We start from the raw sequence: 19,415 nt of genomic DNA, 5'->3' as shown, positions 1-19,415 counted from the left end.
CCAGCTCTCGACGCCTGTGATTCAATGCTTCAGAACCTTGGCGATGATCACGATTCCATGACAGTCTCTGTCTGCAACGTGCGAGCTCTTGTGCCGTTGCGTTCAGTTCTAATGACGTTTTAAAGAGAGCTTCCCTTTCTTGTTCCAAATGATTGAGTGGTCTTTTCATTGTGCGTTGCCAACCCCAAGCCCCTAGACTCTACTGCATAGACTGGACATCTGATTCTTTCCTCCGCTTTTCCCATAGAGGCCTCCGTAGCCAGTCCTTGTCATTGCGATGGTTGTTTGATGATCCCGTCCGAAAGCTCCATTGATCTGCGATCGTTATATCCATTTCAGTTGGATGACTTCCAGCTGGAAGCTATTCAAGCCTTGAATCACGGGTCTTCGGTTGTCGTCAGCGCACCTACAGGATCGGGTAAGACACTTGTTGGCGAGTATGCTATTCACAGGGCGCTAAGCCATGGCCACAAAGTCTTCTACACGACGCCGCTCAAAGCCCTGTCTAACCAAAAGCTACGTGATTTTAGACGCCAATATGGCGATGAGAACGTTGGCCTCTTGACCGGTGATCTGAGTGTAAACCGTGAGGCCCCAGTTGTCGTAATGACCACGGAGATATTCCGGAATATGCTTTACTCGGGAGCCGAATCCTCCCCTGGCGATCTCTTGTCAAAGGTTGAGGCTGTTGTCCTCGATGAATGCCACTACATGAATGACTCCCAGCGTGGAACGGTCTGGGAGGAGTCGATTATCCACTGTCCGCCATCGATTCAATTGGTTGCACTGTCAGCTACGGTGGCCAATGCTGGACAGCTTACTGATTGGCTTAATCACGTCCATGGTCCCACTGAACTTGTGTTCAGTACGCACCGACCCGTCCCACTCGAATTCAGTTTCTGTAGCGCCAAAGGCCTCCATCCCTTGCTGAATGAGTCACGTACTGGGATCCACCCAAACTCCAAGGTATGGAGAGCTCCAAAACGAGTTCAGCGAAAAGGGTCTAAATCTCCAAAACCTCCTCAGCCTGAATCTCCTCCCCTCCCTTTTGTGGTTGAGCAGCTTGCCCAGCGGGATATGTTGCCCGCGATCTACTTTATTTTCAGTCGACGTGGCTGTGATAAGGCAGTTCGCGATCTTGGCAAGGTCTGTCTGCTGTCCCGAGAGGAACAACTTCAGGTTCAGCATCATCTCAATGTGCTTTCTGAGTCATCCCCTGAGGCAGTTCGCGAAGGTCACGTAGCAGCATTGCTTCACGGCGTTGCTTCCCATCATGCCGGTGTCCTGCCTGCATGGAAGGAGTTTATCGAGGAGATGTTCCAGCTTGGCCTCGTCAAGGTTGTCTTTGCCACAGAAACACTGGCGGCAGGAATCAACATGCCTGCGCGAACAACTGTGATCTCTTCGCTCTCCAAGCGAACGGAGAGAGGTCATCGGCCTTTGATGGGTAGTGAGTTTCTCCAGATGGCCGGTCGAGCTGGGCGCAGAGGTCTGGATACGCAAGGCTATGTCGTCACAGTCCAGAGCCGTTTTGAAGGCATTCGTGAAGCAGCTGAACTAGCCACTGCGGAAGCCGATCCTCTTGTCAGCCAGTTCACACCGAGCTATGGCATGGTCCTCAACCTCTTGCAACGGTATGACCTGAGCAAGGCACGTGAGCTCGTTGAGCGCAGTTTTGGCCGCTACCTGGCCACTCTGGACTCCAGGACAGACGAAAATCTCATCTCTGATCTTGAGGCTCAGTTACAGATTCTTGAGGCTGGTGACTCTGATGTTTCATGGGAAGACTTCGAACACTATGACAAGATGCGTTCCCGATTGCGAGAGGAACGTCGCCTCCTGAGAGTCCTGCAGCACCAAGCCGAGGAGACAGTTGCGCATGAACTCACTCTTGCATTGAATTTTGCCAGTGAAGGGACTTTGGTCAGCCTTAAGGCCCCCCAGCTCCGTGGTGCCATTGCTCCTGCCGTGATCGTGAGGAAGCTGAAGAGATCGGGCCAGTTCCCCTGGCTCTTGTGCCTGACTGCTGCCAATTTATGGATTCTCGTTCCTTGCAATGCCGTGGTGTGTCTTCATGCTGAGTTGGCTTGCCTTCAACATTCTGATTTGCCAATACCCGATCTCCAGCGTGTTGGTGAGATTCATCACGGTGATGAGAGGAGCGCAGGACTGGCACTCGCTGTCGCATCCATGGCTCAACGCCATGATATGACCACCCCCCAATATGATCTTGCCGGAGAAGTCCAACATCAAGCCCTGCTGGTGCATCAACTCGAACACGAGATTGAGAGTCACCCCGTACATACCACGGGTGACCTTCGTCGGCTGAAGCGCCACAGGCGGCGGATGTTGGAGCTACGTGCCGAGCTGCAGGAGCGTCGATCCCTCCTGCATGCTCGCGCGAACCGTCACTGGGATACTTTTCTCAGGCTTATCGAGATTCTTCAATACTATGGCGCATTGGGAGGTGATGATGGCCTCCAGCCGACAGATATTGGTCGAAGTATTGGCGCGATTCGTGGAGACAATGAACTTTGGATTGGCTTGGTACTTCTCAGTGGTTATCTCGATGATCTAGATCCCCCAGCACTCGCCGCGACAATGGAAGCGATTGCCACGGAAGTCAGTCGCCCTGATCTCTGGTGTTCGTGGTCTCCTCCTGCCCCTGTCGAGGAAGTGCTGCATTCCCTACGCGATGTGAGGCGTGAGCTCGCGCATCAGCAGGACAGGGGCCGAGTCATGCTCCCCCTCTGGTGGGAGCCTGAACTCACAGGTCTTGTTCATGCATGGGCAAGTGGTGCTCCATGGCACGAGGTTGTGGCCAATACGTCTTTGGACGAGGGAGACATCGTGCGGGTGCTGCGTAGAACCGTGGATATCCTTGCGCAAGTGCCTTATTGCGAAGCTGTGAGTGAGAAGCTTCGTCGTACTGCCGCTGCCGCAAAACGGGCCATCAATCGCTTTCCGGTTGCAGAGCTGGAGAGCCAAGCCGCTCCCGCAGCATGACCCTAGAGACGGTCAAGTTGAGTGAGTCACGCGCTTGCACCGTGACGTTGAACCCTCCATCGCTGGCAGATCCGACACCGTCTACCCATCATTGCGCTGCACTCCAACGCTATGTGAGCCATCCAGGTCGCGTTCTTTCGGCCCTACTCAGCAGGTCTCGTCTCCAGCGCCTCCCTTCCGGTGTCTTTCGTTATTCCTCTCGACCTGTCGCCATAGCCCGCTGGCTCGTCCAGCCTGAGTTCTTTTTCTCAGCGGAGTGGCAGGGAGATGCCCTGACCATCCATCTTGACTCCTGCCACCTGCCAGGTCTCCCCCCAGCACTTGCGCAGCAGTCCATCCAGTTCGGCCTTCGGGCTTCGATCCGACCCGTGCAGCTCCAGCTCATGGCCTGCGCCACGGCGAGTCTCGAGATCTGTGCAGCGAATCGGATGCTGTGGCTTCCCAGGCCATTGTTGACGGCACTTGCCCGCCAGGTGCTGCTGGTTTGCCTGGCAAGACTTGAAGCACGCTGCCAGAGCCGGTTACGATTGGGAGCCTTGGGATGGTTGGAGCGAGTCTCTGATGATGAGCGCGATGAAGCCCCCAACGGTGCCAGTGACATCCTCTGAGTTGGCCCCTGGCTCGGTTGTCTTCAGGAATGTGACCAAGCGAAGCTCAACTGGTGGTTCTGCTCCCAACGTAGTTCTTGATGACATCACCTACACCATTCCGCCAGGCAAACGACTTGCCGTCTTTTCAGGATCCCAGGAAAGCAGCCGTGCCTTTTTGAATTGTCTCGCTGGCCACGAGCCCATCAGCAGTGGGAACCTGCTCGTCGCAGGCTGCTCCTCGTGGGTGATTGGCTCTCGCATGCCGTTGATGCCAGCGCTCTCTGCTCGGGCCAATGCAGAGTTTCTTGTCTCGCTGTATGGAGTCTACGAGGACGACACCAGAGAACTTGACTTTATTCGACAGCTGTGTGATCTTGGTGAGCTTTTTGATGAGCCTCTTGAAAAGTATTCCGTAGGCATGAAGGACCGCCTTAAGTTGGCTCTCGCCTTGGCGTTCCAATTCGAAATCTATCCTGTAATGCGATGGGATGGATGGAACTGCAGATCAGAAGTACCATTCATGCGTCAGGTCAAACGGCTTGTGGATAGACGCTTGGAAGGAAGAACTGTCATTGTTGAGGCTTCAGGCTCCCAGTCCTTTGCCCGAGACTATTGCTCTGAAGGCATTGTGCTCAAGGACGGGAAGGTTATTTTCCAGGGCTCCTTGGATGAAAGTGCTGTTCTTGCCAAGGAAGTTCGCGCTGCCCGCAAGGATCGCTCTCTATCACGATCATTGCGACAACATTCCGATGTTGAGAGTTCCCTTGAAAGCACAATGAATGATTTGTTGGGTGATGCACCATTGGCGCAGGACCCCTGGGAAACGAAGGCACCTGATTCTGTGAAAACCAATCTTCTTTAATTGAAAGCATACTCCTGATGATCATTCAAAAGCTCTTTCTTCAGCTGCGTATCGTCAATGCTATTGCAAGGCGGGAATTGCAGATGCGCGCTGCCATGGGCCCCATGGGTGTAGTTGGTGTGTTTGTTGAACCCCTTTTCTTTATTGCTATCTTCATGTCTTTTCGCCTGTTTGGCAGTCAAGGCGGACTGCAGCCTGACTATATTAATCCTGTCTTGTGGACTGCCATCGGCTTTGTTGGCTTCTTCATGTTTTCTGAGGTGGCTCTGAAGGCGCTGAATGGCGTCAAGAAAAGCACGAAACTGACCTATTACAATCGAATCAGGCCTATTGACTATCTCTTGGGCTCGGCAATTCTTGATACTCAAGTATTCTCTCTTCTAATCCTTGCTTTTATTCTTGGCTCATTCTTTTATGAATGGAAACCGATTGTTGAGGAGCCTGGCCTAGCGGTGTTTTACTTCGTGATGCTCTCGCTTTTAGCGTTCGGTGTTGGACTGGTTACACTCATCATCGGCCATAGGATCCCGTTTGTAGCGAGCATAGCCAGAACCGCCATTCGACGCCTTCTCCTTTTTACCTCCTGTATTTTCTTTTCGATAAGTACAATACCCAATATCTTCCGCGGTTGGATCCTGTGGAATCCCCTTGCGCATGGAATTGAACTTCTTCGCCATGCTTTTAACCATGAGTACCCCATCCCAGATGTTTCCGCTCCTTACTTAATTGGATCCACCATCTTTCTGCTCGGGTTTGGATTCTTTATATATGGTAACAATGAGTCTCTTCTCTTGGCTGATGAGGACTGACTCCATTCCGCCCTTGCTTTTCCCCGAGGGAGAGTTTGAATTGCGTGGGGCACTTTGCAGACCATGTTAAAATTGTTGTGATGAACCGTCTTCACCCCTCACGGCTCTCCAAAGAGTCGCGGTCTTCTCGACCTTCCCGTCGCTCGCGGCTGGACGTCCGAGGTCGCACCGAGTCTCGCGCTTTGGAAATGGGTATGTTGGCGGGAGGGGTGGCCAGTCGCCTCACTGGCACGTTCATTCGTTTGATCAAGACCTTCGGTCTGTCTGACGATGAGTTGCCAAATGCTGGTGTCCAAAAGCCCAGCACGCAGCCTTCTGGACAGCAGCAGACACCACCCCAGCGGTGGAGAATCCCTCGACCCTCACCTGAGCACTTGCGCTGGCTTGTGCCTGGTCCCAAGCGGATTGCAGCGCTCATCCTCCTGGGAGGTGTTGCTTATTTTGGAGTCATTGGTCGCAACCGCTATCAGGTTACGTCTGACTTCATCGTTAGACTGCCGCAAGCTCCAAACAGTGTCACCCCGTCATTGCTCGGGAGTGTCCTTGCTGGGCCGACCATGCTGGGATCTTTGGAGGATGGACGGTTCCTTTCTGTCTATCTCACTTCACCCGAGGTCATGGCACGCGCTTTTGACAAGTTGAAGCCGGAGACCACCTATGCGAGAAAGGGGATTGATATCTTTGCAGGACTCCAGAAAAATGCAACTTTCGACCAAAGACTCTCTTTCTTCCGCCGCCAGGTCAACGTAGTTCCGCAAGACCTGACGGGCGTCATTCAACTGACTACAACCGGTCTGGATCCGGCCACAGCTTTTAAGCTGAATCGTTTTCTTCTGGACGAAGCCGAAAACTTCCTCAATACATCCAACCAAAACATCAGCCGTAACCAACAAACTTTTGCTGAGCAGGAGCTTGAGAATTCCCGTAAGCGTCTAGCCGCTGCCCAGCAAGCACTGGCTGACTTTAATAATAGAGCAGGAGAAATCAATCCTGCTGCCACTGCTGAAGCCACAAGTACTTTCATTTCTGCTTTAGAAGCCAGGCTGGTTGATCTGCAAGTGGAGGAAGGACGCCTCAAGCGTCAATTCCTCGATCCCAGCAGTCCTGAGGTGTCTTATGTGAGTGACCAGATTGCTGAACTTCGGCAACAGATTGACGAAGAGCGCTCCAAGCTTGTGGGCCCGGATGCCAAGAACTACAACGAGAAACTTGCTGAGCTTCGCAACCTCAATACCGAAGTCGAGTTCGCTGAGGCATCTGTCAAAGCATCCCAACTGGCAGCCGACAACAGTCGACTTGAAAGTCAAAGGCAGCTTAAATTTCTTGTCTTGCTCAGTAACCCTGCTACTCCTTCAGGGCAATCGCTGGATTGGCGCTGGAAGGGTCTTCTTTCCCTGGTCGCCCTCCTCCTCGTGGGTTGGGGCCTTGCCAGTTTCGTGTTGGGGATCTCACGTCGACAGTGACTGGGGTGTGTGATTGAGATTCTTCCCGCGTCGGCCGCGCCGTCAGTTTGTCGACGTACTACGTGAACAGCGCGATACTGCGCGACGACAGAGAGACCGCCTCTCAGCCCGTCTTCGAGTGGTCACTGAGCGTCTGGCTCTTGAACGTCAGAAGCCCCTCCTGCCCCCCTACGGACGTCTCGTCATCGACGAGCCTGTTGAAAAAGATCGCGTCTGCTGGCCTGCCCGGACTTGGTCGTCATCAAGTGCTTCCAATCCAGGGCCGCGGGTTGCCTTCGTGACCGTCGCCAACGAGCGCTTCCTTCCTGGTCTAAAAGGGTTGTTGTTGTCACTTGTGGCGATCTACCCAGACCTTTCCAGCCCTTGCATTGTCTTCCATGACGGTACTCTGACGGATACCCATCTGTTGGAACTCCAGTCGATATACAACGAGGTCTGTCTCCATGTTCCCAGCCCATCATGGGCTGATGCCCTCCCTCTTGATTCACCTAATCGCGCTCGAATCGGTCTCCTGGGTTATCTGAACACCTATGCCTTCTCCCTGGCTGGATATGAGAGGGTGATTGTTCTGGACTCTGATGTGCTTGTCCTCGGCGCTCTTGATCCCCTCTGGGCGCCTGGCGAGACGTTCCGGGCAGTGATGGATTGTGGAGCCAGGCCCTATGGGCTGATCAGCGAGCATACCGGCTTGCCAGTGATCAACTCCGGAGTTATCTCGATACCAGGCTGGGCACTCGGTGACTTGTTTCTCGATCGTGTTCATACCTTGGTCCGTTCCGCTGCCATCCCAGTGTGCCCCCTTCTGGATGGCTTTGCTGATCAAAAAGTATGGAATCAACTCTTGGCTGATCAGCCCCTAGAGATGATGCCGGTGAATTATAACTGTAACATTAAATACGTGGTCCAGTTTCTTGATGGTTGCGTTGAAGGTTTGTCTTTGATCCACTTCGCCGGCCCCAAGCCCTGGTTGAGTGATCAGTTGTCCCGGCCCCGCTCCAAGTCCATCACTGACCACTGGTTATGGCATCGACACTACCGCAAGCTTCTCTCTACAGAGCTGTTGCGTCAGTATCAAGCATATCTTGATACCCATAGCTATCTTGATCGCCATACCACTGCTGCCACCGGCTCATCGTCGGAGTCCGCAGGTCCATCCTGCAGCACGGCGCGAGCGGTTCTGGCCTGTGATCCTGCCAGCCTGATCCCCATGGACAGCGCCTCGCTGTCCCTCCATCTCATCCTTCACAGTGCTGACCAGTTCGGTTTCGATGGGGGAGTCTCCCCCAGGTGGCCAGAGCATTGGCTCAGCTCACTGGCCACTCTTGCGAGGGCGTTCCATGACCAGCGCCAGCCCCTGTCCATCTGGGCTCCTTTCGAGCTGCGGCACCTTCTGACCCAGCTGCCTGCGCCTTTGCCTTCCACCTACCGCTACATCCTCATGGACCCCTGCTTCAGTGCCCCTGACTTGCTGGATGAGGGCGGCTGCGCTTTTGTGCCGTGGCATGGAACCAGCCTGGACACCATGCGCCGAGCTGTTGAACGACGTGTCCCCTGCTCCAGCTTTCAGTGGCTCGATTGACCCCTGCTGTTGTTGTCCCCGACCCCTGGCATGCGGCTTCAGTAACTGAGCTCACAATTGCTGTCCTATTGGCTTTCATCCCCTAGGGGATAGAAGGCTGGATCCGTCAGCCGTTTCATTACCGCATCATTTCCTCCACTCTTATTGATGGTGAGGAACAGGCTCTTCAATGCAACCTCTGGTTTCTTGGCTCGAATCCTCCTGCCGGATGCGGTCAGTTCCGGAAACTCCAGGCTTAGTGAGGGGTTGAGCAAGACACTGGGTATCCCCAGTTTCAGGGTGTGGTGCTTGAACCAGAGATCGTCGGCGTGCCCAGCCAGCCTCAGAGCTGCTTCCGTATCGCTCACGGCTGCATGCAGTTGGCTTAGGCGGTAGCAGATACCATCTTTACCTGTCGGCACGGTCAGCAGGTGTGGGGACGTGAGGGATGAATCATGCTTGATCCAGCGATGGTACGGTTCAACCTTTCCCTCCTTCACCATCATTCTCCGCCCGCGAAACCCAACAACGCACTGGAGCGTGTCCTGGGCATCAAGCAGTCGCACCAACCAGTCCTGTGGGTAAAGAGTGTCATCGTCAGCGGTGACCAGATACGGGTCGTTTTCCTTCTGTTGCTCTGTCAGTCGCGCGATTAGAGGCAACAGTTTGCGATAGGGGCCAACGTTCTCTACAAAATGACACTCCAGTTCTATCCTGCGACCTTGTGACCATGCGATCCGACGCTGTATGAAGCTGGGAACGGATTGAAACCCTTCATCGAGCAGGTACGGTTGCTGCGAAAGGAAGAGATTCAACCTCACCCTTCTGCCATCCTGGGGTGGTCTCTGGCGCAGCAAAGTATCCAGGGTGCGACATAGTGCCTTTTCCCGGCCACGTATTGATGTCATCCCAATCAACACAGGCGGCAGGCTGCTCATGTCAGATAACCCTCCTGGATGAGTCTTCGCCACGTCGGCAGCCTCAGGCTGCAGCCGTATTCAAATCCCGACGATATCGTGGTTGGTGCTCCTCTCATCAGATAGAGGGGCTGCTCCAGCCAGCCCACTGCTTCCTGGCCGTATCTTCGGACAAGGCGGTTCCTGAATTCCACGTCGCCCCGTGAGCGCACTGGGTAGAAGCCTCCCATCTCCGCCGCAGTAGCGCGTCGCACCATCAGGGTGGTGATGCCGTCCCCGACTGCACGGGCGCCATCCCCATCCGGTTGCGGTTGTCCTGTGGCCTCATCCAACCGCACATGCTGGGCGTAGCAGGCGAGAACACCGCCCTGCAGCGCTTGCCACTGCCGTTCCAACCGCAGTGGATGGGAGAGGTCGTCATCATCCTGAATGGCCACAACCCGCTGACGACTTGCCGCGATCGCCAGGTTCCGGCAGGCGTACTGACCGCGGTTCTGTTCCTGTCTGATCATCCTGACCGGCAGCCCCTTGCCGTGGCGATGGAGGGCGATCAGTTGCTGCAGATCGCGAGCTTCTTCATCAGGGGAGCCGTCATCCACCACCAGGATCTCCTCGGCCTGCACGGTTTGGAGCCTGAGGGATTCAAGAGTCTGTCCGAGACGCTTCAGATCGGGCCTGAAGGTGGTGATCACGATGGTGATCGGAGCAGTGGCCGAGGGTGAGGACAGCTGCTGGCGGTAAGTCCGCCAGTGCTCCAGCACGCGGTCGAAGGCTTCGCCCACGCCATCGACCCGCGGTAACAGCGGAAGCAGCTCCGGCACTCCCCTGGCCGCCGACCAGAGCCGCAGCAAGGACGAGGTGTGGACACCGAGCCCGGCGCAGGCAGCCTCCAGAATCGCTCCCTCGTTCCTTCCCTGCCAGCAGAGGTGGGTGCCTCCTGGCTCCAGTTCGCGTACGCGGCGCAACAGGTTGGTGCGGTCACGCACCCCGCCCGCCAGCCGCAGCAGCAGCAGCAGCTGCCATCGTATCAAGGCCAGTTCAGGGTTCGGGCTCACGGGTTCGGCCCCCTCCCCGGCAGGAGTGCCCGGCTCCGGTGGGGGCACCAGGTACCGATGGAGACGGACCATGCCCTCGAGCACAGCCCCTCCCTGCGTGCCCAGCCAGCCTGGATCCAGCCGGAATCGCCGCAGATCCCGCAGCAGCACACGCAGGAGATCGGATTGCCACCACACGCGTGGCAGCAGGCGTTCAAACAGCTGCACGAGAGCGCCTTGCTGTTCCTCCGGCAGCACCACTACGCGATCCCGATCCAGCACCAGAAGCCCCTTCAGCAGGAGCAGGCACGACGACGGCGGTTGCCGTTGCGGCAGCTGGCTGCAACAGGCAGGGCTGAGCTGCAGCACCAACTCCCGAAGCAGCAGGAGGTTGGACCCGACACTCCTGAGGGCATCGCTGAGCTGACGTTGCAGCAGCCTCCTGCGCCGGCTGTCCCCCCGGCTGGAAGCGTGCTCGATCTGCTCCACCACCACACCGATCGCGGCTGCCAGTGTGGCGACCAGTTGTGGATCGCGCCGACAGCTGGCTTCATCGATGCCCTGGATCAGGCGGAGCGTCCGTTGAACTGGGTCCTCCAGCCGGCAGGCGGCAGCGAGGTGTTCCTGTCGAAGCCTGTCACCGATGTCCACCAGCTCCGGTTGGCGCGTGTTGAGGCCGCCGATGAGGGCTTCACAGACGCTCCACACCCATTCCGCCGGCGGCTCTGAACCGTCTTGCCCTGAACCGTCTTCCCCAACCCCGCCACGGAGCAGAAGCCCGAGCTGTTGCGCCAGACGGCGGGCAAAGCGTGGCTGCTCCTCCCCGGGCAGCAGATGCACCATGGCCACGAGCTGATCAGCCTCAGCCGGGCTCGGCGGAGCTGAGGCCTTGAGCCATGGGCGGGGATCGATGGGATTTCTCCAGCTCCCTGCTGGCCAGGAGCGGGGATCGATCCGGCAGCGCAACCGTCGTTCCAGCTGCAGCAAGGCCAGGGAGGCTGCGAGGGTGGGTTCCGCTGGGGCCTCCGGATCCTGATCCGGCTGCTTCTGCACCAACCGGCGATAGGTTCGGATCTGGTCGGCGAGGGCGGAGCTGGCGGAGGACCCAATCCCCTCCCACGCCAGGCTGGCCAGGCTCAGCGGACGGCAACCGAACGGTTCCAACCATTCCGGGCTGTCAAGAGCCTCTCCGGCGGCTACCAGATCCCTGCTCCATTCCACCGGCAGCAGGGCCATCATCCCCAGCGGCGCGCGGTCCCATGCGCGCGAGCCGTCCGATCCGCTCACCACGATCAGGCTCGGGATCCGCCCGGCAACGTGCTCCGGGCTGTCGGGGCTGGACACCAGCAAGAGCTGATCCAGTCCATGGACAAAGGCATACGAGCCCACGCCCGGCAGCGCGTACAGCCGCTGGATCAGCCCCTGGAGGTTCAGGCGGGAGTGAATGTCCAGAACGGTGGTCCGGGCGAGGATGGGATCCCATCTTCGCTTCCCGCTTGAGGCAGCTCGACTTGCTGGTGGCCGCTCCCAGCGATCCCGCCGGGTTTGCGGGCTGGGGGGATGTGGCCTTCGCCCAGAGCCTGCAGCGGGCGTTCCGCAGCTTCGGTGTCGCGACGCGGTTGCTCTTTCGAGATACCTACACAACTGCCCCTGCCCCTCCACCGGAAACCGCGCTGTTGGTGCTGCGCGGCAAGTTCCGCCCCCTTCCGGCCTGGTTGGAGCAGGCCCCCTACCAGAGCCTCCTGCTCTGGCAGATCAGCTGGCCACTGGATGTGAGTCGGCAGGAGCTGGCGGCCTATGACCACCTGTTCGTGGCTTCAGCCCAGGACCGGCAGCGCCTGGCCTATCTGAGCGGTCGGCCCACCACGGTGTTGCTCCAGGCCACCGACTTCCAGCAGCTCGGCCCTCCGCAGGCACCTTGCCGGGGGTTGCTCTTCGTGGGCAACACCCGGGGAGTGGCCCGGCCCCTGGTGCTGGCCTTCGCCCGCAGCGGCCTGCCCCTGACGGTGATCGGAGCAGGCTGGGAGGTGTACGGCATCCGGGCTGAGAGGAGCAGCATCAGCAACCATGAGTTGCCTGACCTCTATGCACGCAGTCTGGCCGTTCTCAACGACCACCACACGGCGATGCGGGATTTCGGCTATCTCAATAACCGGGTGTTTGACGTGCTGGCCTGCGGCGTTCCGGTGATCACCGATGGCGCACCGGGATGTCCCGGGGAGCTGAGCCCCGCCGTGCTGGTGCATGGTCCCAAGGACGATCCGCAGGCGACCTTGGCCGCCGTGCACCGTTGCCGCGATCGTGTGGGCCTGCTGCAGCAGCTCTCCCGCCATGTGGCTGGACACCACAGATTCGAGCACAGGGCTGGGGAGATTCTTCAGTGCTGTGCAGGAATCCTGAACACGGGGACATCTCCAGGGCGCGGCTGAGACCGGTGCGGGATGCCGCTCCGGCCCTGCGACGCTTCAACTGCCATGGGGAACTGCCATGAAGAGCACCTCCAAGGAGCTGCGATTGTGCCTCCCGTCATGGCTGCATGTGATCACAAATGGCGCAATCAGGGCACTTTGGAATCACTTTAGCAACAAACTTTCAGGCCGGTAACAGTCTCAGGGCGGGGAAAGCTCTATCGGGCGAGAATGTTGTAAAGAGAGGCTGCATTGAGCAGGGGGCCGAGTGGGGTGACAGCCTGCACCAGCAGGTCGTTCGCCCGCGTCCAGGCGTTCCGGGCCACCACGATCACGTCGCCGTTGCGTAGGGGTGGATTTTGCTCGGATCCCAGAGGCGCGGCGGGATCGTACGCCACTTCCTTGGAAACGATCGTGCCATCACTTTCCAGACGAAGCAGCCGCAGATTGGTGGTGTTCGCCCGCTGAGGATCCAGCCCCCCAGCCGCGAGCACGGCGTTGGTGAGCGGAGTGTTCGACTTCACCTGCTTGAGGCCCGGTGACACCACCTCTCCCACCACATTGACGGCAATGGAGTCGGGAGCGAAGTTGGATGTGGAAGAAGCGATCAGGGCGTCGCTGGAGCGGGGACCCTTGACCTTGGAGACCCGAATGGTATCGCCGTCATAGATCAGTGGATTGACGGCAGTGCCGTTCTCCATGAGCACCTTCAGGTAGTCGAAGTGGTATTCCCGAGGCGGGTCTGAGGGGGTGTGGCCCCGACGCACCAGCACAAGGTTGGACAGGTCCCCGAGTGCCGTGATGCCTCCAGCCCGCTGGATCGCATCCACCATGGTGGGCCACCCTGAGGTGGTCACCGCCACGCCCTCCGGACTGGGGCCTGAGGGCCTGAGCGTGGAGGTCGAGGGGTCCCTGGTGAGGGTGTAGAAGCCTGGCCGCTCCACCTGTCCCACCATGGTGACCCGTACGGGCCGTGGGGTGAGCAGGTCGATGTAGACCAGGGGGCGGCGGAGAATCCTGCTGTAAAGCCGGGTGATCCGCTTGTTCGCTTCGTCGAGGGTGAGGCCCCAGACGTTCACCGATCCAATCCTTGGCAGGTTGACCGTGCCATCGCTGAGCACCTCGGTTTCCGCTTCATAGCCTTCAACCTTGAAGACGGACACCCGCACCCGGTCACCGGGGGCCAGGCGATAGCGAAAGCCGTCGTTCTGGGGATTGTCGGGGAAGCGACGGGCCAGGGACGCGGGCGGTGTCTCGGGCCTGGTCCTCGGCCGGTCCTCGGGCAGAGGACCAGGGGACGTGGTGGAATCCCCGGGGATGGGGAAGGACTGGGGCTGGGAGCGGGCGGGAAGCGGTGCCAGCGCCATGGCCGTCTGCGCAACCAGGACGCCGCAGAGGCCGGCCCGGAGCGGGGCCAGCCAGTGGGCCGGCGCGGTGAGGGGGAACAACTGGATCATCAACGGACACCCGCGGTCACACAAGGGGCCGGACCCGTGACCGCGATGGCCCAGCCCGACCAGGGGGGCTCACTGTAGGGGCGGTGGCGAGGCTCTTCCAGGTGACAGCCCAGCAACCGGCAGCGCTGCTCTCCAGGCCATGGCGGCCGTGGAGGCGCACGCACAAACTGTCCGGTCTTGGGTCCCAGGCCGGGAGGTGGATGTCACAATCGGCCCACGTGCATCGGGGCGGGGGGTTGTCACACACTGATCTCCCCGCTGGTGTTCCCCCCGCTGGGCCGTTACCCCCTCTGGCCCTTGCTCGGGGCACGGGCCGTAACCGTCTCTTGCGCCCGCCCGTCCAGCAGCGCGACTCCTGGGGGACGCCCCTGACCCCTGAGCTCAGCCCCGACTGCCCATGATTCCCCTGAGCCGAGTTCTGATTGATGATATCAAGCCCTTCTTCTTCTTTTCAAATTATGGCCTGACCCTCTTTTTGATACCGGGCAATACGTTTGAAAACTTCGCTGACGAAGTCGGCTTGCTTCGCGAGCTCACATACAGGCAGAAACTTTCGGGTTCGGGAAACAATAAAGATCTGGATGGCCGCGACCCTTATTACGATCACTTTGTGCTCGTGGATGATGCGACGTTCGCCCTGGCAGGAACTGCCAGGTTGCAGTTCGTCCCGGACCAGAGCTCATCTCACCAATCCAGCCACGCAGGACTCACCCACAGCTCCTCAACCTCCTATCTGGAGCATGTCTATCCGGGAATTAAAAAGTGCTTGATGGCTCGTGGCAGCCATCTGGAAATAGGCCGTGTTGCCATCTCACCAGCCTTTCAGCGTCAACCGGCCTCGTTGATGACACTTTTTCGAGGTGGCTTGCAGGCTGCAGTTGCCTCCGGCTACACGGCTATCTATGGCTTGGTTTCCTACAATCATTTCCAATATCCAGGCGCTCTCAATGATTTCTTTCTTCGCTCCCTGATGTTGCCTCCCTTCAGGGGGCCCGTGGCGGATCTGCCGCCGGCGCGCTACCCCAGAATCTTCCGCGGCGATGAGCTGCATGCCGGTGGAGGTTGCCAATCCATTCAGCACCTTGAGGCTGAGGCGCAACGCCAGCTGCCAGCCTTCCGTCTGCCCGTACTGCTTCGTCAATATATCAACCTCATGGGCGCCAAGACCCATGATATTTCCATCGCCAAGGACTTCAACCAGATCACGGAAATCCTGATGACGGCCGACCTTACCCATGTTCCTCCGCGTCGCCTTCAGCACTTTGTGGGCTTTCCGCATGCTCCGGTGTACAGGCAATTCCCCTGGTTTCGGGGGCAATCTGAATCCATGGGATCGTGGCTCAGCCAGCCTGTCTGCTCAGAACTCGATGATAAAGTGTCAGGGGAAACCCTCTCAGTCCCATCCAGCTCGCAATAATTGAGTCCCTTGGTAGACCCAGCTACTCCATCAGAATCCAATGACGACTTGACCGGCGATGGCATGACCAAGGACGGTTTGGCCGATGACGGCATGACCAACACTGGCGTGTCTGGTGATCCCGCGCTTCGCCGACCGCTCACCCAGGCCGAGATTCTGCGTGGACTGAAAGACATCCTTGCCAGGATTGCCGGAGCCGACCCCGACACGATCAGCTTGGACGCCTTGATCATCGAGGATGTGGGGGTTGATTCGCTCGGTTTTTATGAAATCCTGATTGAAGCTGATGAGACAATGGGCATCAAAATAGAAGAAAAGGATTTGCTCACCTTCAAGACGGTTCGCGATATCGTGACCTACATCGAACAGAGGGAGAATCCGAGCTGACTCCATCCAGAAGCCAGCCGCGGAGCCGGAGCCTTGCCGGAGCCTAGGTTTGATGGCGTTCCCCGACGAGCCTGAACAGTCCCGTGCCGAAGGAGAGGATCGCCATCACGGGCATGGGAGTGGTGTCCCCCCTCGGATGCGGAGTCGAGACCTGCTGGGACCGCTACCGGGCCGGCCAGTCGGGCATCCGTCGGCTCGAGCAGGAGTGGGCCGTGTCCCTCCCCTCACGCCTGGCGGGTGTCATCCCCGGCGATCCCACCGTGGCTCTGGAGCCTCTGCAGAGACGCCGGCTGGACCGCTGTTCCCAGCTGGCCCTGCTCGCGGCCCTGGAAGCCTGGCAGCAGTCGGCTCTCCCGCAGGCCATTCCCGCCGAGGAACGCCGGGTCGCCGTGGTGGTGGGATGCGGCATCGGAGGCCTGGAGACCATGGGACAGCAGTACCGCACCCTGCTGGAGCGCGGAGCATCCCGGGTCAATCCCGTGACCGTGCCCATGCTGATCCCCAACGCGGCCGCCGGCCAGATCAGCATCGCCCTGGGAGCGCATGCCGGCGCCCACACGCCGGTCTCCGCCTGCGCCTCCTCCGCCGAAGCCTTGCTCTGGGGACTGCTGCTGCTGCGGGATGATCGGGCGGACGTCGTGATCGCCGGAGGATCGGAGGCCCCGGTGAACCCGTTGGGTCTGGCCGGCTTCAGTGCCATGCGGGCGCTGTCCACCCGGAACGACACCCCCCACCTGGCGTCCAGTCCCTACGGCCGTGACCGTGATGGTTTCGTGATCGCCGAGGGCGCCGGCATGGTGGTGCTCGAGCGGGAGGGGGATGCACGCAGTCGTGGCGCCTCCTGTGAGGCCTTCCTGCTCGATGCGGGCAGCACGGCGGATGCGCACCACATGGTGACCCCCGATCCCCGAGGTACCCAGGCCAGTGCGGCCATGCGACAGGCCCTGGATCGCAGCGGTCTGAGCCTTGGCGACCTCAGCTTCATACAGGCCCATGCCACCGGCACCACGATGGGCGACCTGGCGGAAGCCAGCGCCATCGAGCACCTGCTTGGAGCAACCCATGCTGACATTCCGGTCACGGCACCGAAGGGCCAGTTCGGCCACATGCTGGGCGGCGCGGGCGCGGTCGAGGTGATCATGGCGATCCGTTCCCTGCGTGCCGGCCTCGTTCCGGTGAGCGTCAACGCCGAGCCCATCGATCCGGCGATCCAGCTCCATCTCGTGACTGATCAGCCTGTGCCCCTGACGGTGCCTCAGGAGCGGCGCACGGTGCTGAAGAATGCCTTCGGCTTCGGTGGGCACAACATCTCGCTGGTGCTTCAGGGCAGCTGAGTTCCTGTCACTCCTCCCTCGCGTCACTCCCTGTCTTCACTCCCTGTCATCAGTGGCCGTGATCAGTCGCCGTCCCTGCGACAGAGACAGCGACGTCAGGAAGCGACGCTCTGGTGGGAGTCCGCCCAACCGGCCGCATCCTGGGCGTAGTAAGCGATCACCCGCCGCGAGAAGCCATCCCGGTTGCTTTCGCCGGGGCCAAGGCGTAAATCCTCGGCACGCCCCTGACGACAGTGCAGCACAGCCCTCGGGGCGCACAACCGCTGGCCCAGCAGCCGGAGCGGCTTGTAGAGCGTGGCGGCGTCGATTCCTTCCAGCCCCCGGTATTCAAACCACCAGGGCACCACGATGGCCTGATGGCGCCTGGCCAGCAGGAAGGCGCTGGCGGAGGCTCGCTGCAGTATCGAGGTGCGCAGGGATCCATTCGGGGCAATCATCAGCTGACCGTGCTGTTCCAGAACCTGGGAGGCTTTCCAGAGGCTGCTGCGTCGCTGATCAGGTTGCCGGTGGTCGAGCAGCACGTGTCCTGCATTGCTCGCTGACCGGTTGAAAAACGGCAGCAGACGATTGAGGTGGAGTCCGGAAGTCGTGACAGCCGGCATGCTCAGATAAGCCTGAATGGCAAAAACATCGAAAGGGCTGTTGTGGTTCCAGATGTGTACCCGTCTCTGAGCATCACCCGCCTGGACCAGACTGTCATCAACAATCACATCAATGCCGAGAGCCCGGAGCCCGAAGCGTGAAACGCTGGTGAGCAGGCGCTTGGCCGCGCGGCGCATTCCCAGACTGAGCGCCAGCAGCTCCAGGCCATAGGCGATGTACATCGCGACAAAACAGAGCAGGCGGTAGCTCACTCTGAATGGAATCACCCACTTCTCGAACCGAGGAGCGGCGCTCGCGAGTGGGAATGAACTCGAACGGGCGGTGGGTGAAACAGGAAAGGTGTTCCGGAAGGGGAACTCGCCATCGAAGTTCCCGTTGATCTGCGTGGTGGTGACCAGATGGTGGTAGAACCGGTAGAACAGCGGCCTGCTGCTGGGCTGGGGCGAAGCCCAGAAACCATCCAGGGGCTGTTGATCCGTGAGGCCCCGCAGGTTGTAGAAGGTTTCACCCAGCACCTTGGTGGGTGCGGCATGAAAGAGGGCCTGAAGCCCAACTGTGCTGTTCACCGTGACGACGCCACGGCACGTGCGAATGAAGGCGCTGAGGGGCGCGTCATGGAAATAGTGGACTCTACCGGTGACACCTTCGCGCTCAGCCAGAAGGCGAATCAGGGCTTTGTAGTTGTTGTAGCCCCGGTCGCGAGGGTGGTGTTTGAAGGCGAGATGATCCGATGGATGGGCATTGGCGGCGAACGAAACCACCACGGTTTCGATGAAGTCGTGCATCCCACGGAATCCTGACCCCATCGTGATCTGGGAGTCGCTTGAAACCTGAAGGATGGCCAGGAAAAATGAGAGGTTCTCCACCAGGAGGCGCTTGAGTTTTCGCTCCTCCAGTCGGTACATCCAATAGCGGACTGATCCCCGCACCTGGCACCACAGGAATCTTGGCGATGGCTGAAGTTTATGCTCGCCTTCGATGATTCTGTAGCGGGTGAAGGCATGCTGGATGAAGGTGGGAGCCTTCCATACTTTGCGCCATCGCCAACCGGGATCCAGCCGTGCCTGGGGCAGGCTGGAAACCGGTGGCAGTGCCTCGTAGAACTCCACCGGCTGGTTGAGATTTGATCGACAGTTGACGCGATCGCGCTCGAGAGTGACGTAGTTTGGGCGGACATAGCCCAGCTCAAATACATAGGCGTCGATCCCCATCTCTTTGGCGACTTCGATGGCGAGGCGATGGGGGTCGATGAAGTCGCCATACATAAACAGATGGCGAATCCCCTGCTTCTGAATCACATCACGAAGGAATTCCGGCCATTCCTGCATGGAGCCGCGGAATGGAATTCTGGCGCGATGTGGAAAGCCGAATTCGTGCAGGGGGTAGGAAATCTTGTAGGCCGGCACCCCCGAATCATCCAGGTAGTGCCAGAGCCTTGAGAAGAACAGACCGATGGGACCCATCAGCAGCAGGACGGGACCTTCGATCTGCACCTGAACGCTGGCCAATGCCACACCTGCGGCCCTGGCGCCATCCTCCCACGGGCCGGGGGCAATCCCAGTGGTGATGC

Annotated in this window: 14 protein-coding genes; 10 read left to right on the top strand and 4 right to left on the bottom strand. The window is 59.1% G+C overall.

The window, feature by feature from the left end; genetic code table 11:
- The first annotated feature begins 288 nt into the window (after window positions 1–288).
- The 6 genes from CBM981_RS13290 (at window position 289) to CBM981_RS15455 (ending at window position 8,309) form a co-directional block, all read left to right on the top strand.
- The gene (locus tag CBM981_RS13290) at window positions 289–3,006 is read left to right on the top strand and encodes an RNA helicase (protein WP_087069441.1); all 2,718 of its coding nucleotides are present in this window, start codon (window positions 289–291) and stop codon (window positions 3,004–3,006) included.
- Window positions 3,003–3,614: a DUF1997 domain-containing protein gene (locus CBM981_RS16260; protein WP_087068791.1), complete on the top strand. Its 612-nt coding sequence runs from the start codon at window positions 3,003–3,005 to the stop codon at window positions 3,612–3,614. Before CBM981_RS13290 ends, CBM981_RS16260 begins: the two co-directional genes overlap by 4 nt.
- 31 nt (window positions 3,615–3,645) lie before the next feature.
- Complete coding sequence (locus CBM981_RS15465) at window positions 3,646–4,458, top strand: hypothetical protein (RefSeq protein ID WP_157665471.1); 813 nt, start codon at window positions 3,646–3,648, stop codon at window positions 4,456–4,458.
- A 17-nt stretch (window positions 4,459–4,475) separates the two neighbouring features.
- The gene (locus tag CBM981_RS13280) at window positions 4,476–5,267 is read left to right on the top strand and encodes an ABC transporter permease (protein WP_087068790.1); all 792 of its coding nucleotides are present in this window, start codon (window positions 4,476–4,478) and stop codon (window positions 5,265–5,267) included.
- Between the two features lie 374 nt (window positions 5,268–5,641).
- On the top strand, window positions 5,642–6,730 hold the full coding sequence (locus tag CBM981_RS15460; RefSeq protein WP_157665470.1) for a sugar ABC transporter: 1,089 nt from the start codon (window positions 5,642–5,644) through the stop codon (window positions 6,728–6,730).
- A 277-nt stretch (window positions 6,731–7,007) separates the two neighbouring features.
- A complete protein-coding gene (locus CBM981_RS15455) occupies window positions 7,008–8,309 on the top strand; it encodes a glycosyltransferase (protein ID WP_157665469.1) in 1,302 nt (433 codons plus the stop codon).
- Between the two features lie 65 nt (window positions 8,310–8,374).
- On the opposite strand, the gene CBM981_RS15450 is transcribed toward CBM981_RS15455, so the two are convergent.
- Both CBM981_RS15450 and CBM981_RS13265 read right to left on the bottom strand, forming a co-directional pair.
- Window positions 8,375–9,226 (bottom strand): hypothetical protein, encoded by an 852-nt coding sequence (locus CBM981_RS15450; RefSeq protein ID WP_157665468.1) that lies wholly within the window; start codon window positions 9,224–9,226, stop codon window positions 8,375–8,377.
- On the bottom strand, window positions 9,223–11,583 hold the full coding sequence (locus CBM981_RS13265; protein ID WP_157665467.1) for a glycosyltransferase family 2 protein: 2,361 nt from the start codon (window positions 11,581–11,583) through the stop codon (window positions 9,223–9,225). Before CBM981_RS13265 ends, CBM981_RS15450 begins: the two co-directional genes overlap by 4 nt.
- Window positions 11,584–11,735: 152 nt before the next feature.
- Here CBM981_RS13265 and CBM981_RS13260 point away from each other — a divergent pair, with 152 nt between their 5' ends.
- Window positions 11,736–12,668, top strand: coding sequence for a glycosyltransferase (locus CBM981_RS13260; protein WP_157665466.1), 933 nt, complete (start codon window positions 11,736–11,738; stop codon window positions 12,666–12,668).
- Between the two features lie 197 nt (window positions 12,669–12,865).
- Here the strand turns inward: CBM981_RS13260 and CBM981_RS13255 are convergent, their stop codons facing one another.
- Window positions 12,866–14,104: a polysaccharide biosynthesis/export family protein gene (locus CBM981_RS13255; RefSeq protein ID WP_225867402.1), complete on the bottom strand. Its 1,239-nt coding sequence runs from the start codon at window positions 14,102–14,104 to the stop codon at window positions 12,866–12,868.
- A gap of 397 nt (window positions 14,105–14,501) precedes the next feature.
- Between CBM981_RS13255 and CBM981_RS13250 the strand changes: the two genes are divergently transcribed.
- The 3 genes from CBM981_RS13250 (at window position 14,502) to CBM981_RS13240 (ending at window position 17,242) form a co-directional block, all read left to right on the top strand.
- Window positions 14,502–15,521, top strand: coding sequence for a GNAT family N-acetyltransferase (locus CBM981_RS13250; protein ID WP_087068785.1), 1,020 nt, complete (start codon window positions 14,502–14,504; stop codon window positions 15,519–15,521).
- 48 nt (window positions 15,522–15,569) lie between these two features.
- Window positions 15,570–15,908 (top strand): acyl carrier protein, encoded by a 339-nt coding sequence (locus tag CBM981_RS13245; protein ID WP_225867401.1) that lies wholly within the window; start codon window positions 15,570–15,572, stop codon window positions 15,906–15,908.
- 83 nt (window positions 15,909–15,991) lie between these two features.
- A complete protein-coding gene (locus tag CBM981_RS13240; RefSeq protein WP_087068784.1) occupies window positions 15,992–17,242 on the top strand; it encodes a beta-ketoacyl synthase in 1,251 nt (416 codons plus the stop codon).
- A gap of 95 nt (window positions 17,243–17,337) precedes the next feature.
- Here the strand turns inward: CBM981_RS13240 and CBM981_RS13235 are convergent, their stop codons facing one another.
- Complete coding sequence (locus tag CBM981_RS13235) at window positions 17,338–19,359, bottom strand: 1-acyl-sn-glycerol-3-phosphate acyltransferase (RefSeq protein WP_225867400.1); 2,022 nt, start codon at window positions 19,357–19,359, stop codon at window positions 17,338–17,340.
- Between the last annotated feature and the right edge of the window lie 56 nt (window positions 19,360–19,415).

The organism is Cyanobium sp. NIES-981 (assembly GCF_900088535.1).
Lineage (GTDB): Bacteria > Cyanobacteriota > Cyanobacteriia > PCC-6307 > Cyanobiaceae > NIES-981.
The sequence above is the reverse complement of the archived record's forward strand: the minus strand, read 5'-3'. Positions and strand labels throughout refer to the sequence as shown.